The sequence below is a fragment of the Streptomyces sp. KM273126 genome, from assembly GCF_004337435.2.
GTDB lineage: Bacteria > Actinomycetota > Actinomycetes > Streptomycetales > Streptomycetaceae > Streptomyces > Streptomyces acidicola.
This window is the reverse complement of record NZ_SJXB02000001.1, coordinates 4453615-4468915: the sequence shown is the minus strand read 5'-3', so window position 1 is coordinate 4468915 and position 15301 is coordinate 4453615. Positions and strand designations below refer to the sequence as shown.

Here is a 15301-nt window from a genome sequence, read left to right as displayed (position 1 = left end):
CGGGTCGCGTTTCCACGCGAACGCTCATCAGGTCACAAGGACGGTACTCGTGTCGGTATCCCGCACCGCATCCACCCCGGCTCCTTCCGCCCCTGCCCCTTCCTCCCCGGTTCCTTCCTCTGCGGTCTCCGCTCCGACCCAGGCGGAACTGCTCGACTTCGCTCGCCGTACGGCTGCGGACGCGGAGCTGATCGCCTCTCTCCCCCTCGACCCCGAGGGCCGCACCTGGGTCCGTCTCAACGGTCCCGGCGGCAGCGAGGCCTGGCTGATCGGCTGGCCGCCCGGCACCGGGACCGGCTGGCACGACCACGCCGACTCCGTGGGCGCCTTCGTCACCGCCGCCGGTGAGCTGACGGAGAACTCGCTCGCCGCCCGGCTGCCCACCGACGGCTGGAAGACCCTGGAACTCACCGAAGACGTCGACCGCGTACGGCAGTTGCCGACCGGTAAGGGCAGGTCGTTCGGCCGTCACCACGTGCACGAGGTGCTCAACGAGTCCAGCGAGCAGCACGCGATCTCCGTCCACGCCTACTACCCGCCCCTGCCCCGGATCCGCCGCTACAGCCGCACGGGGCCGGTACTGCGCCTGGAGCAGGTCGAGCGCCCGGAGGACTGGCAGTGACCACCGAGGGCGACCCCGCCGCCGAACGCTCAGCCGAAGAATCCGTCAAAGCTGCCGTTGAGGCTGCCGTCGAACCTCCCGTCGGTATAGACGAGTTGCTGGAGCGCGTCCGCCAGGGGCTCGACCGGGTCGAGCCGAAGGACGCGTACGACGCAGCCCAGGCCGGCGAGGCCCTTCTGGTCGACATCCGCTACGCCGCCCTGCGCGACCGCGATGGCCTCATACCCGGCGCCCTGGTCGTCGAACGCAACGAACTGGAGTGGCGGCTCGACCCCCAGGGCAGTCACCGCGCCCCCGAAGCCACGAGCCACGACCTCCGCATCGTGGTCATCTGCAACGAGGGCTACGCCTCCAGCCTCGCCGCCGTGTCCCTGCGGCAACTGGGACTGCACCGGGCAACCGACCTGGCGGGCGGCTTCCAGGCGTGGAGAGCGGCGGGACTGCCGGTGACGTTCTGAGAGCTGGAGTCCCAGGGACCCGGTTTCCGGTGACGAGAGCCGGAGTCCCGCGGAACCAGTTTCCGGTGACGTCCTGAGAGCCGGGCATCTTGAGGGAGCCCTCCGTGAGCTCCCTCTCTTCTCACCGCCGGCCCAGCCATCCCCTCTCCGGGCCCCCGGTCAGAACCCGTCGTCCCCCAACCCCTCCGTGTCCTCCCCCTCTTCCTCCAGTGCCTGGCGGACCACCCGGAGGGCCATACCCTCCGGATACCCCTTGCGGGCGAGCATGCCGGCCAGGCGCCGGAGGCGCTTCTCGCGGTCGAGACCACGCGTGGCGCGCAGCTTGCGGGCGACGAGCTCGCGCGCCGTGGCCTCCTCCTGCTCGGAGTCGAGCTGGGCGACGGCCTCGTCGATGAGCGCCGAGTCCACCCCCTTGGTCCGCAACTCCCGGGCGAGGGCCCGCCGGGCCAGCCCTCGGCCGTGATGCCGGGACTCCACCCAGGCGTCCGCGAACGCGCTGTCGTTGATCAGTCCGACCTCCTCGAACCGCGACAGCACCTCATCCGCCACATCCTCGGGGATCTCCCGTTTGCGCAACGCGTCCGCGAGTTGCTTCCGCGTGCGCGGGGTCCCGGTGAGCAGGCGCAGACAGATCGCCCGCGCCTGCTCAGCCGGGTCCCCTCGGGACTCCCCCTTCCCGGCCCTCGACGAGTGAGGGGAGCCTCCGTCCTGCGGGTCGCCGGACGACTCGCCGGTGCCATGTCCGCGGCGCCCACGGCCACGCCTGTCGCGCGGCCCGTCGCCACCGCGAGCACGGTCCCCGCCACGAGAACGATCGCCGCCGCGGGCAGCACCACCGTCCGACCAGCTGTCGTGCCCGTCCGACCGGCCGTCGTGCTCCCCCTCGTCCTCAGGGGTGATCGGGTAGGTGTACTCCGCCCAGTCCGTTCGCCACGCTTCTGAGTCAGGCACGGTGCTGGTCAGCTCTTGGAGGTCGCGGCCTTGGACTTGGCGGCCTTGGACGCCGGAGCGGGTGCCGCCTTCGCGGCCTCGTCCGTGGCCGTGGCGGAGATCGCCGCGTCCGTGCCCGGCTCAGCGGCGGGCTCCTCCGGCCGGACCCCGACGCCCAGCTTCTCCTTGATCTTCTTCTCGATCTCGTTGGCGAGGTCGGGGTTGTCCTTCAGGAAGTTGCGTGCGTTCTCCTTGCCCTGGCCGAGCTGGTCGCCCTCGTACGTGTACCAGGCGCCTGCCTTGCGGACGAAGCCGTGCTCCACGCCCATGTCGATCAGACCGCCCTCGCGGCTGATGCCCTGGCCGTAGAGGATGTCGAACTCGGCCTGCTTGAAGGGCGGCGCGACCTTGTTCTTGACGACCTTGCAGCGGGTGCGGTTGCCGACCGCCTCCGTGCCGTCCTTCAGGGTCTCGATGCGGCGGATGTCGATGCGCACCGAGGCGTAGAACTTCAGCGCCCGGCCACCGGTCGTGGTCTCCGGGGAGCCGAACATGACGCCGATCTTCTCGCGGAGCTGGTTGATGAAGATCGCGGTGGTCTTGGACTGGTTGAGCGCGCTGGTGATCTTCCGCAGGGCCTGGCTCATCAGACGGGCCTGCAGACCCACGTGCGAGTCGCCCATCTCGCCCTCGATCTCCGCGCGGGGGACGAGAGCAGCGACGGAGTCGATGACGATCAGGTCGAGGGCTCCGGAGCGGACCAGCATGTCCACGATCTCCAGAGCCTGCTCGCCGTTGTCCGGCTGGGACAGGATCAGGTTGTCGATGTCGACGCCGAGCTTCTTCGCGTACTCGGGGTCGAGGGCGTGCTCCGCGTCCACGAAGGCGACCTGGCCGCCGGCCTTCTGCGCGTTCGCCACCGCGTGCAGGGTCAGGGTCGTCTTACCGGAGGACTCCGGGCCGTAGATCTCCACGACACGGCCGCGCGGCAGACCGCCCACGCCGAGGGCCACATCGAGGGCGGTCGACCCCGTCGAGATGACCTCGATGGGCTCCATCGACCGCTCGCCCATGCGCATGACCGCGCCCTTGCCGAATTGCCGTTCAATCTGTGCGAGCGCGGCGTCGAGCGCCTTCTCGCGGTCGGTTCCTGCCATGGGTTCCACCCGGTTTGCTTGATTCGATCGCTTCACGTCAAAGACGCTAACGCCTGCCACTGACAATGCGCCCCGACGCCCGTCCCGCCTGTGGATAACTCGGGCACATCTCCGCGAAAACCCTGTCGAAGTCCCCGCCGAGAGTCCCGCCAGAGCCCCCATAAGAATGGATGTTCGATTTTCGTGTCAAGCGCACCCGCAAGAGCGCCGTGAGCGCGTTCACTGTCCAGTAGCACCGATCCGACGGCACCGCAGCCACGGCGCCGGCTCGACGGGCCCGCGTCAGGAAGCCCCGTTCTCCGGCTCCGCTTCCAACTGCCGCTCCCGCTCCCGCTTCGGTTCGAGCAGTCGGCGCACGCGGGCGAGGATGTTCCCCGGAGTCCGCTTGTGGTGGCCGTGTACCCGAGGGTCGTCCGTGACGTCGTACCGCCTCACGTACGCCCCGAGGAAGGCCTGCAGCGTGGCGACCGCCGGGATGGCGATCAGCGCGCCGACCGCGCCGAGGAGCGCGGTGCCCGCGATGACCGACCCGAAGGCGACCGCCGGGTGGACGTCCACGGTCTTGGCGGTCAGCTTGGGCTGCAGCACGTAGTTCTCGAACTGCTGGTAGATCACGACGAAGACCAGCACCCACAGCGCGTACCACGGGTTGACCGTGAAGGCGATCAGCATCGGCAGGGCACCCGCGAGGTAGGTGCCGATGGTGGGGATGAACTGGGAGACCAGGCCGACCCAGACGGCGAGCACGGGGGCGTAGTTCACCCCGAGGTACTCCAGCAGGATGTAGTGGGCTATCCCGGAGATCAGCGCCATCAGGCCGCGCGAGTACAGATAGCCACCGGTCTTGTCGACGGCGATCTCCCACGCGCGGAGCACCTCGGCCTGCCTCGCGGGCGGCAGCACGGAGCACAGGGCGCGCCGCAGCCGGGGGCCGTCGGCGGCGAAGTAGAACGAGAACAGCGTGATCGTCAGCAGCCGGAAGAGGCCGCCGAGGACCTGCGTGGAGACGTCCAGGACTCCGGTGGCGCTGTTCTGCACGTACCGCTGCAGCCAGTCGGAGCGGAGCAGGCCCTCCTGGATGTCCACCCGCTTCAGCTCGGTGTGGAACGTCGTGTTGATCCAGCTGATGACGGAATCGAGGTACTCGGGGAAGCCCTCGATCATCCGGATGATCTGGCCCGCGAGCATCGAGCCGAGCAGTGTGACGAATCCGGCGGCCACGATCAGCACGCCGAAGAAGACGAGGAAGGTGGCGAAGCCCCTGCGCAGGCCCTTGGAGGCCATCCAGCTGACCGCGGGCTCGATGGCGAGCGCGAGGAAGAACGCGATGAGGATGTTGAGCAGCAGCCCGATGAGCTGGTGGAACGCCCAGTTGCCCAGTTGGAACACGGCGACGAGCGAGAGCGCCAGCACCATGGCGCGCGGCAGCCAGCGCGGCATGCGCGCCTGCCCCGCGTCGTCACCGGACGGGGGCCGCGCGGGCGGCGTGGTGCCGAGCGGGGGTGCCTGTTGGTCGACCTGTGCGGTCTCGTCTGTGGGAGCCACGGACCCAAGTCTCACCCACGCCGACGACAATCTGTCCCCGCCCCCGCATCTTCACGCCCGCGACCGAGGTCCGAGCCGATGCTTTTGGGCAGGTCAGCGTCGTTCGTCCGGAACATCCATGGTCGCGCACACCGCACGCCACACGTCCTTGGCCTCCCAGCCGGCGTCGAGCGCCTCGTGCACGGTCCGTCCGCCGAGTTCGGACATCACGTGGTCGCGCGCGAACGTGTCGGCGTATCCCGCGCCGAAGTGTTCCGCCATCCGCTGCCAGAAGACCGTCAACCGCATGACTCCAGTATCCCGCCCCAGGGGGGCGGGCCGAGCCGGGACGGCCTGCTGAGACCGCTTTCCGCCCTACGGTCTGACGCATGGCCGCATCAGGAGCACCCCCACTCTCCCCGACGCCCCCGGCGCACTCCCCACGTGCCCGCGCCGAGCAGTTCGTCTGGCTCACCGCGCGCGTGCTGGAACAGCGCCGTTTCGCGTACCACTTCCTCGGCGGGAGCGCCGACGCGGTGGAGACCGCGCTGACCGCCTACCGCAACGAGGACGAGGGGTACGGCCACGCGCTCGAACCCGATCTGCGCGGGCCGGTGAGCCAGCCGCTGCACACCGGGCACGCGCTGCGCGTCCTGGACTCGATCGGGCGCTGCGGCGGACAGCGGGCGGAACGCGTATGCCGCTATCTGACGTCCGTGTCGACCCGGGACGGTGCCCTCCCGGCGGTCCATCCCGGCCAGCGAGGCTATCCGACGGCCCCTTTCATCACCGTCGCGGACAACCCGCCGGGCGACCTCCTCGCCACCGCCCCCGTGGTGGGCATGCTGCACCGCAACGAGGTGTGGCACGCGTGGCTGTTCCGGGCCACCGACTTCTGCTGGCAGGCGGTCCAGTCCCTGGAGAAGTCACATCCGTACGAGATCGAGGCGGCCGTGGCCTTCCTGGACTCGGTGCCCGACCGCTCACGCGCGCAGGCGGCCGCCGACCGGCTCGGCCGCCTGGTCCGCGAACACCGCCTCGCCGTGCTGGACCCGGACCGCCTGGAGACGTACCCGGTGCCGCCCGGATACGCGCCGGGCGAGCACCATTTCCCACACGACTTCGCGCGCACCCCGGACTCCCTCGCGCGCGCGTGGTTCACCGACGAGGAGATGACCCGCTCGCTGGACTTCCTGGTGAGCGAGCAGCAGGAGGACGGCGGCTGGCCGATCCTCCCCCACTGCTCAACGCGTGGGCGGTACCCCCAGCGCCAGTGGGCGCCCGGAACCGCCCTGGAGAGCCGCCCGATCGTCACGATCGAGGCCTTGCGCACACTTGGCGCGTACGGACGGCTGTAACGCACCGGAGGACTTCACGGCCCGCACGCGTACGCGTGCGGGCCGGGTCGTTCCTCACCCCGCCATCGCCCTCACTCCAGCCGTCACCACGACGGCGGCGCCCACGACGATCAGGAAGGGGGCGCGCATCACCAGCATGAGCGCCGCCGCCGAGAGCCCCGCCGCCTTCGCGTCCAGCACGAGGGCCCGCCCGTCGGCGAAGGTCTGCTGGGCCGTGAGAGCCGCGAGGAGAGCCACGGGCAGCAGGGCGGCCAGCCGCCGGACGAGCGGCCGCTCCAGCACGCCGTCGGGGACGAGCAGGCCGACGAGCTTGACGGCATAACAGCCGACCGCCGTCACACCGATCGCGATCCAGATGTTCAACGTTCCGTCCCCCGCAGGTCGCCTTCGGCCGTCGCCCCGCGACGCCCCCGCACCCACAGCACGACCGGAACGGCCAGCGCGGCCACGAGCACCGGCAGCCCGGCAGGCAGCACGGGCAGCAGACCGAGCCCCAGCACCACCGCGAGCCCCGCCACGACCCTCTCGGTGACGCTCTTCAGCATCGGCGCGAGCAACGCCAGGAAGACGGCGGGCCCGGCCGCGTCCAGCCCCCATGCCTCCGTGTCCCCGATGGCCTCGGCACCGACCGCGCCGAGCAGCGTCGTGAGGTTCCACAGCACGTACAGGCTCAGCCCGGTGACGGCGAAACCGATCCGGACGGCACGCCGCGAGGGCTGGGCGAGCGCGACCGCGGCGGTCTCGTCGATGACCCACTGTGCCGCGAAGGGCCGCACCGCGCGCGGGAGTGCCAGCAGCTGCGAGAGCCGCAGCCCGTAGAAGGCGTTGCGCACGCCCAGGAAGAAGGCCCCCGCGGCCGCCGCGAACGGATTGCCCCCGGCCGCGAGCGCCCCCACGAGCGCGAACTGGGAAGCCCCGGTGAACACCAGGAGGCTGAGCGCACAGGTCTGCACCAGCGTGAGCCCGCTGCCGGCCGAGGTCACCCCGAAGGCGAACCCGGACAGCCCGACCGCCACCCCGACGCCGAGGGCGTCCCTGACGACGGCCGCGTCTGGCTTTCCTCCGCTGTCACCACGTATGTCTGCGAGAGCTGTTTGTTCTGCCACATCCCGGACGGTAGGAGAACCGGCCCTCACAGGTCTTGTACGTTCTTGCGCTCCCTCTGGTACGCCCCCGGCGGCACCCCCACGATCCGGCTGAAGTGTCGGTTGAGGTGCGGCTGATCGGTGAAGCCCACGGCGACGGCGGCCTCCGCGGGAGCGACTCCCGCGTCCAGGAGCCGACGCGCATGCCGTACCCGCGCATCGGTCAGCCACGTGTGAGGCGGCATCCCGTAAACCTCCCGAAACGCCCGTAGCAGCGCGAACGGACTCGCCCCCAGGGCAGCGGCGAGCCGCTCCAGCGTCGGGGGATCGGCCATCCGCTCCTCGAGCACGGCACGCGCGCGTGCTGCCGTACGGGCTCCCGCGGTGCGCACGGCGCGCTGGGGCAACGGCCCGCCGTTGAGGCGCAGCAACCGGGTCACGACGACCCTCAGCAGGGTGTCGGCGGCGAGCGCGTTCCCCTCGTCCGCGGCCCGCAGCACCTCGTGCACCAGCCCGGCGGCATACGGATCGTCGAGCACCGGGTTGCTGAAGCCGGGCGTCCCTCGGATCGCGGTGGTCTCGGCCGCTATCTCCGCCACGAGTTGCGGCGAGGGATAGACCGCGCCGTACCGCCACCCCTCCGGCCCACCCGCGCGCCCCGTGTGCGGCGTCTCGGGATTGACCAGCGCCAGCGCGCCCGGCCCCGCGTACTGATCGGCCCCACCGTGGTGAAAGACCTCGACCCCGTCGGTGATCGCCGCGATCACGAAGTTCTCGTGCGTGTGCCGCACGAACCGTTTCTCGACATACCGGGCCCTCAGCAGGTCAACGCCGGGCAACTCGCCGTATCGCCAGTGCCGTGCCCGCTCAGAACCTGCCATGCCTCTGATTCTGCCGCTGGGTCGCGTGTCCCGGCACCGCACCCCACAACCGGAGACGCCCGAGAACCGGAGGCGCCCGAGCCACCACATCGGGAAGCCGAACTGCCACCGCCCACCCGTCGTGGGCCGAATCCCCACTGGTCAGCGCCGCTGTCAGTGCCCGGGTGCACCATGGTCACATGGTCCGTTCCGCGCTCGACGCCTTCTCCCCCGCGACCCGCGGCTGGTTCACGGGGGCCTTTCCCGCGCCCACCGCGGCCCAGTCCGGAGCCTGGCGGGCGATCGCCGAGGGCTCGGACGTCCTGGTCGTCGCCCCCACCGGCTCCGGCAAGACCCTCGCCGCCTTCCTCGCCGCCCTCGACCAGCTGGCCTCCAGCCCACCCCCCGCCGACCCGAAGAAGCGCTGCCGCGTCCTCTACGTCTCCCCCTCAAGGCCCTCGCCGTCGATGTCGAGCGCAACCTCCGCAGCCCGCTGACCGGCATCCGCCAGGAAGCCGTCCGCCTGGGCCTGTCGGAGCCGGAGGTCAAGGTCGGCATCCGCTCCGGTGACACCCCCGCCGCCGAGCGCCGCGCCCTGTCCACCCGCCCCCGGACATCCTGATCACCACCCCGGAGTCACTGTTCCTGATGCTCACCTCGGCCACGCGCGACGCGCTGACCGGCATCGAGACAGTGATCCTCGACGAGGTACACGCGGTGGCGGGCACCAAGCGGGGCGCGCACCTGGCGCTCTCCCTGGAGCGCCTGGACGACCTCCTGCCGAAGCCGGCCCGCCGCATCGGCCTCTCCGCGACGGTCCGGCCGGTCGACGAGGTCGCCCGCTACCTCTCCCCTCACCGCAAGGTGGAGATCGTCCAGCCGAAGTCCGGCAAGGAGTTCGACCTGTCCGTGGTCGTCCCAGTCGAAGACCTGGGCGAGCTGGGCGGCTCCCCGGTCGCCGACGGCTCCGAGGGCGCCGAGCGCCCCTCGATCTGGCCGCACGTCGAGGAGCGGATCACCGACCTCGTCCAGTCCCACCGCTCGACGATCGTGTTCGCCAACTCCCGCCGCCTCGCGGAGCGCCTCTGCAACCGGCTGAACGAAATCGCCTACGAGCGCGCGACAGGCGAGCCCCTCGACGAGCACCACGCCCCCGCCGAGCTCATGGGCGGCTCGGGCGCGGCCCAGGGCGCTCCCCCGGTCATCGCCCGCGCCCACCACGGCTCGGTCTCCAAGGAACAGCGCGCCCTGGTCGAGGAGGACCTCAAGGCGGGGCGCCTCCCGGCTGTCGTGGCCACCTCCAGCCTGGAGCTCGGCATCGACATGGGGGCGGTGGACCTCGTCGTCCAGGTGGAGTCACCGCCCTCCGTGGCCTCCGGCCTGCAGCGCGTCGGTCGCGCGGGCCACCAGGTGGGCGCGATCTCCCGAGGCGTGGTCTTCCCCAAGTACCGCGGCGACCTCGTACAGTCCGCCGTCGTCACCGAGCGGATGCGCACCGGCTCCATCGAGTCCCTGAAGATCCCCGCCAACCCCCTGGACGTACTGGCGCAGCAGCTCGTCGCGATGACCGCGCTGGACACCTGGCAGGTGGACGACCTGCTGGCCACGGTCCGCCGCGCGGCTCCCTTCGCCTCGCTCCCGGAGTCGGCGTTCACCGCCGTGCTGGACATGCTCGCAGGCCGCTATCCCTCCGACGCCTTCGCCGAGTTGCGCCCGCGCGTGGTGTGGGACCGCGTCGCCGGCACGATCACCGGCCGCCCGGGGGCACAGCGCCTGGCCGTCACCTCCGGGGGCACGATCCCGGACCGCGGCCTCTTCGGAGTGTTCCTCGCGGGCGCCGACCCGAAGAAGGGCGGCGGCCGGGTCGGCGAGCTCGACGAGGAGATGGTGTACGAGTCCCGCGTCGGCGATGTCTTCACGCTGGGCACCAGTTCCTGGCGCATCGAGGACATCACGCGCGACCGCGTCCTGGTCTCCCCCGCGCCCGGGGTCCCCGGACGGCTCCCCTTCTGGAAGGGCGACCAGCTCGGCCGACCGCTGGAGCTGGGCCGCGCGGTGGGCGCCTTCCTGCGCGAGGTCGGCTCCCTGCCCCAGGACGACGCCCGTCTGCGCCTGCTCGCCGCCGGCCTGGACGCCTGGGCCGCGGACAACGTCCTGTCGTACCTCGCGGAGCAGCGCGAGGCCTGCGGTCACGTCCCCGACGACCGCACGATCGTCGTCGAGCGCTTCCGTGACGAACTGGGCGACTGGCGGGTCGTCGTGCACTCCCCGTTCGGCGCCCAGGTCCACGCCCCCTGGGCCCTCGCCCTGGGCGCCCGCCTGTCCGAGCGGTACGGCATGGACGCCCAGGTGATGCACGCCGACGACGGCATCGTGCTGCGTCTCCCGGACGCAGACCTGATGGGCCTGGACCTGCTCGACCAGGAGCCCAGGAAGGCAGGCACGGAATACGACGCCGAGCAGGCCCCCGTGGGCGCCGCGGACGTCGCCTTCGACAAGGGCGAGGTCGACCAGATCGTCACCGACCAGGTGGGCGGCTCGGCGCTGTTCGCGTCCCGCTTCCGCGAGTGCGCCGCCCGCGCGCTGCTGCTGCCCCGCCGCAACCCGGGCAGGCGCACCCCGCTGTGGCAGCAGCGTCAGCGGGCGGCCCAGCTGCTGGAGGTGGCGAGCGAGTTCGGCTCGTTCCCGATCGTGCTGGAGGCGGTCCGTGAATGCCTCCAGGACGTCTTCGACGTTCCCGGCCTCGCCGAGCTGATGGGCGACATCGAGTCCCGCAGGGTGCGGCTCGTCGAGGTCACCACACCGGAGCCCTCACCCTTCGCCCGCTCCCTCCTCTTCGGGTATGTCGCCCAGTTCCTGTACGAGGGCGACTCCCCGCTCGCCGAGCGCAGGGCCGCTGCCCTGTCGCTGGACTCGCGGCTGCTCGCGGAGCTGCTGGGCCAGGCGGAGCTGCGGGAGCTCCTGGACGCCGAGGTCCTGACCGAGCTGGAGCGGGAGCTCCAGTGGCTCGCGGAGGACCGGCGCCTGAAGGACCCCGAGGGCGTCGCGGACGTGCTGCGGCTGCTGGGCCCGCTCACGGACGCCGAGCTGGTGGAGCGCGGCGCCGAGCCGCAGTGGGCCCGGGAGCTGGCCGGGGCCCGCCGCGTCATCCGGGTCCGCGTCGCCGGCGCCGACCACTGGGCGGGTATCGAGGACGCGGGCCGGCTGCGTGACGCACTGGGCACGGCTCTGCCGGTCGGCGTCCCGGAGGCGTTCACCGAACCGGTCAAGGACCCGCTCGGCGACCTCCTCGCCCGTTACGCGCGCACTCACGGCCCGTTCACCTCCGCCACGGCGGCGGCGCGCTTCGGTCTCGGGGTGGCCGTCACGGAGGGCGCGCTGCAACGGCTGGCCGCGGGCGGCCGCATCGTTCAGGGGGAGTTCCATCCGGCGGGCATCGGCCAGGAGTGGTGCGACGCGGCCGTGCTGCGCCGCCTGCGCCGCCGCTCCCTCGCCGCGCTGCGGCACGAGCTGGAGCCGGTGCCGCCCGCCGCGCTCGCTCAGTTCCTGCCGCAGTGGCAGCACGTGGGCAACGGGCACGGTCTACGGGGCATCGACGGACTGGTGCGCGCCGTCGAACAGCTCCAGGGCGCCTCCGTTCCCGCGTCGGCCCTGGAGAAGCTGGTCCTGCCGTCCCGGGTCGGGGGCTACACCCCCTCGATGCTCGACGAGCTGACGGCGTCCGGGGAGATCGTGTGGGCCGGCGCGGGTGCCCTCCCCGGCAAGGACGGCTGGATCTCCCTCTACGTGGCGGACGCCGCGCCACTTCTCCTCCCGTCCCCGCACCCCCTGGAGCTGACCGCGCTCCACCAGTCGATCCTGGACACCCTCTCCGGGGGCTACGGCCTGTTCTTCCGCCAGATCTCCGACCAGGTCCGCGCCACCACCCACCCCGACGCCACCGATCCCCAACTGGCCGACGCCGTCTGGGACCTGGCCTGGTCCGGCCGGCTCACGAACGACACGCTGGCCCCCATGCGCTCCCTCCTGGGCTCGGGCCGCACCGCCGGCTCCACGGCCCACCGCGCCAAGCGCACGATCCCGCGCGGCCGGTACGGCTCGCTGACGGCGGCCGCACGCCCCCAGTCCCGTACCGGACCTCCCACGGTCGCGGGCCGCTGGTCGCTGCTCCCCGCCCATGAGGCCGACGCAACCGTGCGCGCCCACGCGCTCGCCCGCACCCTCCTCGACCGGCACGGCGTGGTGACCCGGGGCGCCGTGGCCGCCGAGGGGGTCGAGGGCGGCTTCTCGGCGACGTATCGCGTGCTGTCCGCGTTCGAGGAGAGCGGGCAGGCCCGGCGGGGGTACGTGGTGGAGGGGCTCGGCGCGGCCCAGTTCGCGATGGACGGCGCGGTGGACCGCCTGCGCGCGACGGCGAACGCCAGGGACCGGGGCGAGTCCCTGCCCCAGCCCGCCGGTTTCGGCCCACCCGACTTCCCCTCGGGCGCGGATGACTGGGCCGACTTCCCCGGAGGCCGCGCTGCCGGGACCGACTTCCCCGCGGACGCTGAGGGCGCTGCCGACTTCCCCGACAGCTACGGCTACGGCCACTCCCCGGCCCCCCACCGTGCCGGCAGCCGTACGCGCCGCGACGGCGCCACCCGATCCGTGGTCCTGGCCGCCGCCGACCCCGCGAACGCGTACGGCGCCGCCCTGCCCTGGCCCGAGCCTCCCACCGGTGCCGGCCACAAACCGGGCCGTAAGGCGGGCTCCCTGGTCGTGCTGGTCGACGGCGAGCTGACCCTGTACATGGAGCGCGGCGGCAAGACACTGCTCGCCTGGCCCTCCGACCCGGACGGCACGGTCACCGGGGACCCACGCCTCCTGGCCGCCGCCGAGGCCCTCTCCGCGTCCGCCCGCGCGGGCTCCCTGGGCACGGTCACGGTGGAGCGCGTCAACGGCGCCTCGGCCCTCACCTCCCCCTTCGGCACCCTCCTGGAAGGCGCAGGCTTCATAGCGACCCCGCGAGGGTTGCGGCTCCGCGCCTGAGCCGTGCCAGGCACCCCAAGGGGGCCCACAGCACCGTCCACCGGCGTGCCACCCTGGACCCATGCCCGAAGGAGACACCGTCTGGCAGGCCGCGAGACGGCTGCACAACGCCCTCGCGGGCAATGTGCTGACTCGCTTCGACCTCCGGGTGCCGAGGTACGCGACCGCCGACCTCACCGGCCGTACCGTCCTGGACGTCACCCCGCGCGGAAAGCACCTCCTCACCCGCATCGAGGGCGGCCTGACCCTGCACTCGCATCTGCGGATGGACGGCTCGTGGAAGGTGTACGAGAACGGCCGGCGCTGGACGGGCGGCCCCGCGCACCAGATACGGGCCGTCCTCGGTACCGCCGACCGCTCGGCCGTCGGCTATCGCCTCCCCGTACTGGAACTGCTCCGCACCTCGGAGGAGCACCGAGCCGTCGGCCACCTCGGCCCCGACCTCCTCGGCCCGGACTGGGACCCCGACCGGGCTCTCGCCAACCTCCTCGGCGACCCTGCCCGCCCCCTCGGTGAGGCCCTCCTCGACCAGCGCAATCTCGCGGGCATCGGCAACGTGTACAAGAGCGAGCTCTGCTTCCTGCTCGGGGCCACACCATGGCTCCCCCTCGGCGAGCTCCCCGAGAACCGCGCGGCCCAGCTCCCCGCCCTCGCCAAGCGTCTCCTGGAGGCCAACCGCGACCGCCCGGTCCGCATCACCACGGGCCGCCGCGACCAGAGCCACTTCGTGTACGGCCGGGCACCACGCCCCTGTCTGCGCTGCCGCACCCCCATCCGCTCGGCGAACCAGGGCGACGGCTCCCGAGAGCGCCCCACCTACTGGTGCCCGACCTGCCAGAGGGGCCCGGCTCCAACTGGCAACCGACAATACAATTGACGGACTGTCAGAAACTTTCGTACGGTCCCTTCATGGCCGTCACGGCGTACGACCTCACCGGACGCACCGCATTCGTCACCGGCGCCGCCAGCGGTATCGGGCGCGCCTCGGCCATCCTGCTCGCGGAGGCGGGCGCGACCGTGCACTGCGCGGACCTCGACGCCCCGGGGCTGCACGAGACCGCGACCCGCATCAAGAGCGGCGGCGGCACCGCGCACACCCACCACCTCGACGTCACCGACCGGGAACAACTCCGCCGAGCAGTCGCCGTCTGCGAGCGCCTCGACGTCATGGCCGCGATCGCCGGGATCATGCACAGCAGCCCGGTCCTGGAGACCCGCGACGAGGACCTCGACCGAGTGTGGGGCGTCAACTTCAAGGGCGTGCTGTACGCCTGCCAGGAAGCCGCCCGCCTGATGATCGCCGAGGGGACCCGGGGCAGCATCGTCATCATGGCCTCGGGCGCCGTCGACACCGGCGGCCCCGGCCTGCTCTGTTACGGCGTGGCCAAAGCGGCGGTCGTCCAGCTGACGAAGACCCTGGCGACCGAGATCGGCCCGCACGGCATCCGCGTCAATGCGGTGGCGCCGGGCTGGATCCGGACGCCCATGACGGACCGCCACGACGACGGGGCACAGGCACGCACGGAAGCCTTCATGGCACGGCTCTCCCCCCTGGACCGGGTCGGCGAGCCGGACGAGATCGCTCACGCCGTACTGCACCTGGCCTCCGACGCGTCGTCGTTCACGACGGGCCAGATCCTCCGCCCGAACGGCGGGGTGGCGATGCCTTGGTGACGGCTGCGGCTGACACGACTCACGTGCCAGCTGCGACTGACAGACACACGTGACGGCTGCAGCCGACGGGACACAGGGCTGGGGCCGACGGGAACAGGCGACGGCTGGGGCGGACGCACATGGTGCCGGTTCCTCAACATGGGCCGCATCGGCCTCAGACCGATCGCGGGCCACCCGGGCACCAGGTCACCGCTGCTCCGCCCCAACCGCCTCCTTCCCCTCCCCTCGGGCCGCGCGGCCCTCTCGGCGCCCTCGGCCCTCTGGGCGCCCTCGGCGCCCTCGCCCCCTTGGGCACGCAGTGCACCGGCAACAGGCTCAGCCCCCACCCCCGGCCGCGACCGCCGCCTCCACCGGACCCGCATCCGGCGCCAGAGCGAGCCGCAGCACCCCCACCACCACAGCGCGCCGAACCCCAGCGCCGCCCCCAGCGCCCCCAGCGCACTGTCCCCATGGCCGCCACCTCCAGGCCGCCCCGGCCACCCGGAGCCGTTCCACGCCCTCGGCCCGACGCTAGGCCGCCGCCCGCACCGCTCGGCAGGGCGCACCCCCGGCACAGGGGCGCACCGCACCCGCACGGACACCGCCCAGCGCCCGGGCCCGGCGCA

General features: G+C 72.3%; 12 protein-coding genes and 1 pseudogene. 6 read left to right on the top strand and 7 right to left on the bottom strand.

What is annotated here, in order from left to right; translation table 11 throughout:
- Positions 1-49: 49 nt before the first annotated feature.
- Both E0500_RS19190 and E0500_RS19185 read left to right on the top strand, forming a co-directional pair.
- Positions 50-622: a cysteine dioxygenase gene (locus E0500_RS19190; protein ID WP_131559626.1), complete on the top strand. Its 573-nt coding sequence runs from the start codon at positions 50-52 to the stop codon at positions 620-622.
- 86 nt (positions 623-708) lie between these two features.
- Positions 709-1080, top strand: a complete 372-nt coding sequence (locus E0500_RS19185; RefSeq protein WP_309505230.1) for a rhodanese-like domain-containing protein — start codon at positions 709-711, stop codon at positions 1078-1080.
- 159 nt (positions 1081-1239) lie between these two features.
- Here the strand turns inward: E0500_RS19185 and recX are convergent, their stop codons facing one another.
- The 4 genes from recX to E0500_RS19165 form a co-directional block, all read right to left on the bottom strand.
- Positions 1240-2031, bottom strand: coding sequence for a recombination regulator RecX (gene recX, locus E0500_RS19180; protein WP_131559622.1), 792 nt, complete (start codon positions 2029-2031; stop codon positions 1240-1242).
- A gap of 8 nt (positions 2032-2039) precedes the next feature.
- Positions 2040-3167: a recombinase RecA gene (gene recA / locus E0500_RS19175; RefSeq protein WP_131559620.1), complete on the bottom strand. Its 1128-nt coding sequence runs from the start codon at positions 3165-3167 to the stop codon at positions 2040-2042.
- Between the two features lie 282 nt (positions 3168-3449).
- Positions 3450-4712, bottom strand: coding sequence for an AI-2E family transporter (locus E0500_RS19170; protein ID WP_309505100.1), 1263 nt, complete (start codon positions 4710-4712; stop codon positions 3450-3452).
- A 93-nt stretch (positions 4713-4805) separates the two neighbouring features.
- Entirely contained in the window at positions 4806-5000 is a 195-nt protein-coding gene (locus tag E0500_RS19165) for a DUF3046 domain-containing protein (RefSeq protein ID WP_131559619.1), read from the bottom strand.
- An 80-nt stretch (positions 5001-5080) separates the two neighbouring features.
- Here E0500_RS19165 and E0500_RS19160 point away from each other — a divergent pair, with 80 nt between their 5' ends.
- Positions 5081-6049 (top strand): hypothetical protein, encoded by a 969-nt coding sequence (locus E0500_RS19160; RefSeq protein ID WP_131559617.1) that lies wholly within the window; start codon positions 5081-5083, stop codon positions 6047-6049.
- 54 nt (positions 6050-6103) lie between these two features.
- Here the strand turns inward: E0500_RS19160 and E0500_RS19155 are convergent, their stop codons facing one another.
- Genes E0500_RS19155 through E0500_RS19145 form a run of 3 tightly spaced genes read right to left on the bottom strand, consistent with a single transcriptional unit; the run spans position 6104 to position 8015 of the window.
- Positions 6104-6412, bottom strand: a complete 309-nt coding sequence (locus E0500_RS19155) for an AzlD domain-containing protein (RefSeq protein ID WP_131559615.1) — start codon at positions 6410-6412, stop codon at positions 6104-6106.
- Positions 6409-7155 (bottom strand): AzlC family ABC transporter permease, encoded by a 747-nt coding sequence (locus E0500_RS19150; protein ID WP_131559613.1) that lies wholly within the window; start codon positions 7153-7155, stop codon positions 6409-6411. Before E0500_RS19150 ends, E0500_RS19155 begins: the two co-directional genes overlap by 4 nt.
- Before the next feature lie 26 nt (positions 7156-7181).
- On the bottom strand, positions 7182-8015 hold the full coding sequence (locus E0500_RS19145; RefSeq protein ID WP_131559611.1) for an AraC family transcriptional regulator: 834 nt from the start codon (positions 8013-8015) through the stop codon (positions 7182-7184).
- Between the two features lie 179 nt (positions 8016-8194).
- Between E0500_RS19145 and E0500_RS19140 the strand changes: the two are divergent.
- The 3 genes and pseudogenes from E0500_RS19140 (at position 8195) to E0500_RS19130 (ending at position 14696) form a co-directional block, all read left to right on the top strand.
- Positions 8195-13022 (top strand): annotated as a pseudogene (locus E0500_RS19140) (ATP-dependent helicase).
- A 61-nt stretch (positions 13023-13083) separates the two neighbouring features.
- Positions 13084-13899 (top strand): DNA-formamidopyrimidine glycosylase family protein, encoded by an 816-nt coding sequence (locus tag E0500_RS19135; RefSeq protein ID WP_131559608.1) that lies wholly within the window; start codon positions 13084-13086, stop codon positions 13897-13899.
- Between the two features lie 32 nt (positions 13900-13931).
- A complete protein-coding gene (locus E0500_RS19130; RefSeq protein ID WP_131559606.1) occupies positions 13932-14696 on the top strand; it encodes an SDR family NAD(P)-dependent oxidoreductase in 765 nt (254 codons plus the stop codon).
- Positions 14697-15301 lie beyond the last annotated feature (605 nt).

Bases quoted from the DNA above. Each gene is read 5' to 3' on its own strand.
- recA (WP_131559620.1), bottom strand. From the start codon at position 3,167: ATGGCAGGAACCGACCGCGAGAAGGCGCTCGACGCCGCGCTCGCACAG.
- E0500_RS19165 (WP_131559619.1), bottom strand. From the start codon at position 5,000: ATGCGGTTGACGGTCTTCTGGCAGCGGATGGCGGAACACTTCGGCGCG.
- E0500_RS19160 (WP_131559617.1), top strand. From the start codon at position 5,081: ATGGCCGCATCAGGAGCACCCCCACTCTCCCCGACGCCCCCGGCGCAC.
- E0500_RS19145 (WP_131559611.1), bottom strand. From the start codon at position 8,015: ATGGCAGGTTCTGAGCGGGCACGGCACTGGCGATACGGCGAGTTGCCC.
- E0500_RS19135 (WP_131559608.1), top strand. From the start codon at position 13,084: ATGCCCGAAGGAGACACCGTCTGGCAGGCCGCGAGACGGCTGCACAAC.
- E0500_RS19130 (WP_131559606.1), top strand. From the start codon at position 13,932: ATGGCCGTCACGGCGTACGACCTCACCGGACGCACCGCATTCGTCACC.